Origin of the sequence: Mycobacterium sp. 1245805.9 (genome assembly GCF_001672915.1) — a bacterium.
In the GTDB taxonomy this organism is placed as follows: Bacteria; Actinomycetota; Actinomycetes; order Mycobacteriales; family Mycobacteriaceae; genus Mycobacterium.
This window is the reverse complement of record NZ_LZKR01000121.1, coordinates 43,509-49,807: the sequence shown is the minus strand read 5'-3', so window position 1 is coordinate 49,807 and position 6,299 is coordinate 43,509. Positions and strand designations below refer to the sequence as shown.

The window sequence follows — 6,299 nt, the reverse complement described above, 5'->3', positions numbered from 1 at the left end:
GCTGCTCACCGAGTTCGCCGGCGTCGCCGGGGTCGGCGAGCTGTTCGGCGTCTCGCGCTGGGTGAGCATCCCGATCGCGACCGCGGCGCTGCTGGCACTGGCGCTGACCGGCAGCTACCGGCGCGTGGAACGCATCGGCCTCGTCATCGGCGCGGCCGAACTGGCGTTCCTGGTCGCCATGGTGATGGCGCGGCCGGAGCCCAAAGCCTTTGTGGAGGGCCTGAAGTCGATGCCGCTGGGCAACTCGTCGTATCTGCTGCTGATCGCGGCCAACGTCGGCGCCGTCATCATGCCCTGGATGGTCTTCTACCAGCAGGGCGCGGTGGTCGATAAGCACCTGTCGGTGGCCACCATCCGCCAGGCGCGCCACGACACCCTCGCGGGCGCCGTGCTCACCCAGCTGATCATGATCTCGGTGGTGGTCACCGTGGCCTCGACCATCGGGGCCCACGGCGGCGACACCGCGCTGAACACCGTCGGCGACATCGCCAACGCGCTCACGCCATACCTGGGCCGGGTCGGCGGCACGGTCCTGTTCGGGCTGGGCATGCTCGGCGCGGCGCTGATCGCCGCGATCGTGGCGTCCCTGGCCGGCGCGTGGGGACTGTCCGAGGTGTTCGGCTGGAAGCACACCCTCAACCAGCGGCCCAACCGGGCGACCGCGAAGTTCTACATCACGTACGGGCTCGCGCACGTGATCGGCGCCGCGCTCGTGCTGGCCAGCGTCGACCTGGTCAACCTCGCCGTCGACGTCGAGGTGATGAACGCCCTGCTACTGCCGATCGTGCTGGGCCTGCTGCTGGCGCTGGAATCCCGCGCGCTGCCCGACGAGTGGCGCATGCGGGGACCGCGCAAGTACATCGCGTGGGCGCTGTGCCTGGTGGTGATGGGCTTCGGGCTGTACATGGTCCCGCAGGCCCTCGGCTTCACCTAGCCGGTGTGCGCCGGGTAGGCGTGCACGAGCGCGCTGTCGAGCCGGGGCACGGCGTGGGTGAGTTGGTGTTCGGCGTCGTGCGCGATGCGGTGGGCATTCTCGAGGCTGGTGTCGGGGTCGATGTCGAGCTCGGCGTCGGCGTGCAGGCGGTGCCCGATCCAGCGCATCCGAACCCTGCGCACGCCGCGGACGCCGGGGCGCGCGGCCAGCGTGGCTTCGGCGGTGTCGACGAGCGCGGGGTCGACGGCGTCCATCAGCCTGCGGAAGATGTCGCGCACGGCACTGCGCAGCACGGCCAGGATCGCCACCGTGATGACCAGGCCGACGATCGGGTCGGCCAGCGGATACCCCAGCGCGACGCCGCCGGCCCCGAAAAGCACGGCGAGCGAGGTGAATCCGTCGGTGCGGGCGTGTAGGCCGTCGGCGACCAGGGCGGCCGAGGCGATCCGGCGGCCGATTCGGATCCGGTACATGGCGACGACTTCGTTGCCGAGGAAGCCGATCACACCGGCGGCGGCGACCCAGCCGACGTGCTCGATGGCGACGGGGTGAATCAGACGCAGGATGGCTTCGTAGCCGGCGACGAGCGCCGACAGCGTGATCATGCCGATGACGAACAAGCCAGCAATGTCCTCGGCCCGGCCGTAGCCATAGGTATAGCGGCGCGTCGCCGGGCGGGTGCCCAGCGCGAACGCGACCCACAACGGGACCGCGGTCAGGGCGTCCGAGAAGTTGTGGATGGTGTCGGCGGCCAGGGCGATCGATCCGGAGACGACGGCGATGACCACCTGCACGATCGCGGTCGCGCCCAGCCCGACCAGGCTGACCTTGACCGCCCGGATGCCGATGGCGCTGGATTCCAGGGCGGTGTCGACGCTGTCGGCGGCGTCGTGGCTGTGCGGCATCAAGAGCTGCGCGACGATGCCACGAATTCCGTGGGCGTGGTCGTGGTCATGCCCGTGGTCGTGCCCGTGGCTATCTGCATGCATACGCAGATAATAAGTTACTTTGGCTCGGCGGGAAACGTGACGGTGATTTCAGCGCCGCCGTCGTCGTTGTTGGCGGCGCTGACGGTGCCATGGTTGCGCTGCGTGAGGCTCTCGACGATCGCCAGTCCGAGCCCGGTGCCCCCGGTGGTTCGCGCGCTGTCGGCGCGGGTGAATCGCTGAAAGGCGTGAGGCAGGAAGTCGGCTGGGAAGCCGGGGCCGTGGTCGGTGATGCGGATCTCGACGCCGTCCGCGGTGGCCTGGACCCGGATGGCGATCGGTGGGGCGCCGTGCTGGCCCGCGTTGTCGATAAGGTTGCCGATGATCCGATCGACATCATTGGGGTCGGCGCGGATGTATTGACCCGCGGTGCAGTCAATGTCGAACTGCCCGTTGAGGTTGTGACGATAACGGTCGCCGATCTCGTGCAGGCGGAGACCCAGGTCGATGCTCGGCGCGTCGGCGAAGCGGCCAGTGTCTGCGACGGTGAGCAGGTCGCGCGCCAGCCGGGACAGCCGAGTGGTTTCGTGCAGGGCCGAGCGCACCGCCGCGAGCAGTTCCGGGTTGCTTCGTGGGCGCCGCAAGGCCAGCTCCAGTTCGGTGGTCAGCAAGCTCAGCGGGGTACGCAGCTCGTGACCCGCATCGACCACGAACTGGCGTTCTCGCTCCAGCGCGTCTTGTAGCCGCTGCAGCAGCTCGTTCAATGTCGTTCCAAGCTGCTGGATTTCGTCGCGGGCTGGTGGAACCGGCAGGCGGGCGTGCGCGTCGGTGGCGCTGATCCCGGCGGCGCGAGCGCGCATGCGTTCGACCGGGCGCAGCGCGGCGCCCGCCAGGAGGTACGCGCCAATAGCGGTGGCCAACAACAGGATCGGGAAACTTACGGCCAGCTCGTCACGCAGATCCGCGACCGCGGCATCGCGGTCGGCGAGGCTCTGTGCCGCCACGACGACGCGCCCGCCGGGTCCCGGGCCCGCTACTACCCGTACCGGGCCCTCCATGCTGCCCAGACGCGGGCGATCGGCGATCACCTGCCCCCGCCGAGCGGCGTCTAGCTGGGAAGGCGACAGTGCGGGCTGCCCGGCGAGATTCGAGGTCGCGGTCAGGACCTGCCCGCCGGCCGCGACGATCTGCTGGGCGGTGTCGGGGTCGCCGCCGGCCAGCAAAGGATCGTCGTCCGCGGCGATCGGGCGCAGGTTGGCCAGCGCAGTCGACAGTGACTCGGTGATCGCCGCATCGAGCGATTCCCTTGTGTGGTCGACGGTGAACATCGCAACGGCCAACAGCACCAACGCCATCACTGCGGTAAAGGCCGCAGCGAGCCTGATCCGAATCGGCCAGCGGCGCACCATCATCCCGCTTTCTCGGGCGCGCCGCCATCGGCGCGCATCCGGTAGCCGATGCCGCGGACGGTCTCGATGGAGCGCACCCCGAACGGCCGGTCGATCTTGTCGCGGAGCGCGCGGATGTGCACGTCGATGACGTTGGAGCGTGATTCGTAGGCGAAGTCCCAGCAGTGTTCCATCAGCAGCTCTCGGGTCAGCACCGTGCCGGGCCGGCGCATCAACAGTTCGAGCAGCCCGAATTCCTTTGTAGTCAGCTCGATTTCGATGTCACCGCGCCAGCATTTGCGGCTGGCGGGGTCGGCCCGCAGCGTTCCGACGATCAGCACGGTCGGCCGCGGGATCGGTCCGCGGCGGATCAGCGATCGCAACCGGGCGAAGAGCTCTTCGAGGTGAAACGGCTTGGTGAGGTAGTCGTCGGCGCCGCCGTCGAGCCCGGCGACCCGGTCGACGACGGCGCCGCGGGCGGTGAGCATCAGCACCGGCACCCAATTCTGCCGGCTCCGCCATTTCTGGCAGATGTCGAAGCCGGACATGCCCGGCAGCATTACGTCCAGCACGACCGCGTCGTAGTCGCAGGCCGTGGCGGCGTGGTAGCCGCTGGGACCGTCGGCCGCGACGTCGACGGCGTAGCCGTCTTCGATCAGGCCGCGGCGCAGCAGGTCGGCCATCTTGGGCTCGTCCTCGACCACCAGCACACGCACGGTTGCCACCACCTCCTCTGCGGTCGGTGTCGCGCCCGACTCCATCATCGTCCCTAGCGGGCTAAACGAGGTGTACTCGGCGTTGATGAAGCCAGGATGAGGACGCCGTGCCGCGCTTCATCGTGGCTTCATCAAAGGGGGCTAGACCGTGCGCTATGGCGCGGAAACGAGTGAGCCCCACGCGTACCGTCGCGGTCGCCGCCCTGGTGGCGTTGGTGCTGGCGGGTTGCGGTTCGGGCTCCAAGGGTGCCGGCAGCAGCACGAGCCAATCAGGCAATCCCCAGTCGGCGGCGACCACGACCGATGCCGACTGGAAGCCGGTGGCCGACACGCTGGGACGCGTCGGCAAGCTCGGCGACAACAACACCGCCTATCGAGTCGCGTTGGTGCGCAACGATCTTCAGGTCACCACCGATAACGTGGCGATCAAACCGGGGTTGTCGCTGGGCGGTTATGCGGCGTTCGCGCGCTACGACGACAACCAGACGCTGCTGATGGGCGACCTGGTGGTCACGGAGGCCGAACTACCGAAGGTCACCGACGCGCTACAGGCCCACGGCATCGCCCAGACCGGGCTGCACAAGCATCTGCTGCAACAAACCCCGCCGGTGTGGTGGACCCATGTGCACGGCATGGGCGACGCCGTGCAGCTCGCCCAAGGGCTCAAGGCCGCGCTGGACGCGACGTCGATCGGCCCGGCCACCCCGACGCCGGCGCAGCAACCGCCGGTCGACATCGACACCGCAGGCATCGAGCAGGCGTTGGGCCGCAAGGGAACTGCCGACGGCGGATTGTTCAAGTACAGCATCGCCCGCAAGGACACCATCGTCGAGGACGGGCACGCGCTGCCCGCGGTGCCGCTGAACCTGACGACCGTCATCAACTTCCAGCCCGTCGGCGGCGGCCGGGCGGCGATCAACGGCGACTTCATCCTGATCGCTCCGGAGGTGCAGAAGGTCATCCAGGCATTGCGCGCCGGCAACATCCAGATCGTCGAACTACACAACCATGGACTCAACGAGGAACCCCGTTTGTTCTACATGCATTACTGGGCGGTCGACGATGCCGTGACGCTTGCCAAGGCGCTGCGCCCGGCGCTGGACGCGACCAATCTGCGGTCGGGATAAGGCACGACGTTCAAAACAGCAGGAGGCCAAGCGCTCCCGTTGCGACGACGACGTAAGGCTCTTTGACCTTGAATCGCCACAGCACGCCGAGTGTCACCACGGCGATGCCGGCCGTGATCCAGTCGGTGACGGCTTGGCGAGTCAGCACCACGACGGCACCGCACAGCGCCCCGCCGGCCGCGGCGGCCGCGCCGGCGACGAAGGCGCGCACCTGGGCATTGTCGCGGTGGCGCAAGAACCAGCGGCCGGGCACGACGACACCGAGGTAGATCGGAGTGAAGATGGCGACGCTCGAGACGATCGCCCCCGGCAATCCGGCGACCAGGTAGCCGATGAATCCAGCGCTGATCACGACCGGTCCGGGGGTGATCAGCCCGATCGCCACGGAATCGAGAAACTGGCTGTTGGTCAGCCAGTGGTGCTGATCGACGACGCCGGCGCGCATGAACGGCACGATCGCAAGCCCGGACCCGAACACGATGGCCCCGGTTTTGAGGAAAAACAACGCGAGCGACGCCAGCGTCCCCCCGCCGGCCAGCGTGCCGAGCCCGATGAACAGTGGTACGGGTCTGGCGTTATCGCCCGTTCCGGCAACGTCTTCCGGGGGTTTGCGGCGTAGTCGGATGCGTGGCCGGGCGTCGAGAAGGATCATCAACAGGCCCGCGCCGACAATGACGAGCACCGGTTCGGAGCCGGTCAGTGCGGTCAGCGCAAACACCGCGGCGCTGATGCTCCACAGCCGCCAGTCCCGGCCATCGGTCAGTTTGATCAGCTTGATCGCGGCGATCGTGATGATCGCCATCACGGCCGGGGCGATTCCGTAGAACAACGCCTGCACGACGTGCGAGCCCGAATAGTGGGAGTAGACGGCGGCTACGGCCACCACGATCGCGAAGGAGGGCGCGACGAAGGCTCCCGCGACCGCGGCCGCGCCAAGGGCGCCGCGGCGCAGGTAGCCGACCCACATCGCGACCTGCGCCGCCAGCGGGCCGGGCATGGTTTGGCCCAGGGCTACGCCGTCGAGGAAATCCTGACGGTTGATCCATTGCCGCTGTTCGACCAGGTCACGCTGCATATAGCCGACCGTGGCGATCGGTCCACCGAACCCGATCGCGCCCAGCTTCAGGAAGTAGGCGAGGATCCGCCCGAACCCCACGGCGGCGCCGGGTTCCTCGTCGGGCTCACTCATATCGAGTATGTAACCTCGT

Annotated in this window: 6 protein-coding genes; 2 read left to right on the top strand and 4 right to left on the bottom strand. The window is 68.3% G+C overall.

Going from position 1 to position 6,299, the window contains the following annotated elements:
- On the top strand, positions 1–934 hold a 934-nt coding region (locus A9X00_RS16865), incomplete at its 5' end, for an NRAMP family divalent metal transporter (RefSeq protein WP_067155589.1).
- Here A9X00_RS16865 and A9X00_RS16860 read toward each other — a convergent pair.
- The 3 genes from A9X00_RS16860 to A9X00_RS16850 are packed head-to-tail and all read right to left on the bottom strand — an operon-like array spanning position 931 to position 3,973.
- Positions 931–1,923 carry a cation diffusion facilitator family transporter gene (locus tag A9X00_RS16860; RefSeq protein WP_067155587.1) on the bottom strand — a complete coding sequence of 331 codons (993 nt, stop codon included), beginning with the start codon at positions 1,921–1,923 and terminating at the stop codon, positions 931–933. The two genes, A9X00_RS16865 and A9X00_RS16860, sit on opposite strands and share 4 nt — an antisense overlap.
- Positions 1,924–1,937: 14 nt before the next feature.
- Positions 1,938–3,272, bottom strand: coding sequence for an ATP-binding protein (locus tag A9X00_RS32525; protein WP_082975340.1), 1,335 nt, complete (start codon positions 3,270–3,272; stop codon positions 1,938–1,940).
- Positions 3,269–3,973 (bottom strand): response regulator transcription factor, encoded by a 705-nt coding sequence (locus tag A9X00_RS16850; protein WP_369830761.1) that lies wholly within the window; start codon positions 3,971–3,973, stop codon positions 3,269–3,271. Before A9X00_RS16850 ends, A9X00_RS32525 begins: the two co-directional genes overlap by 4 nt.
- 146 nt (positions 3,974–4,119) lie before the next feature.
- Between A9X00_RS16850 and A9X00_RS16845 the strand changes: the two genes are divergently transcribed.
- Positions 4,120–5,091 carry a DUF1259 domain-containing protein gene (locus A9X00_RS16845; RefSeq protein WP_067155581.1) on the top strand — a complete coding sequence of 324 codons (972 nt, stop codon included), beginning with the start codon at positions 4,120–4,122 and terminating at the stop codon, positions 5,089–5,091.
- Between the two features lie 10 nt (positions 5,092–5,101).
- Here the strand turns inward: A9X00_RS16845 and chrA are convergent, their stop codons facing one another.
- Positions 5,102–6,280 carry a chromate efflux transporter gene (gene chrA / locus A9X00_RS16840; RefSeq protein WP_067155578.1) on the bottom strand — a complete coding sequence of 393 codons (1,179 nt, stop codon included), beginning with the start codon at positions 6,278–6,280 and terminating at the stop codon, positions 5,102–5,104.
- Positions 6,281–6,299 lie beyond the last annotated feature (19 nt).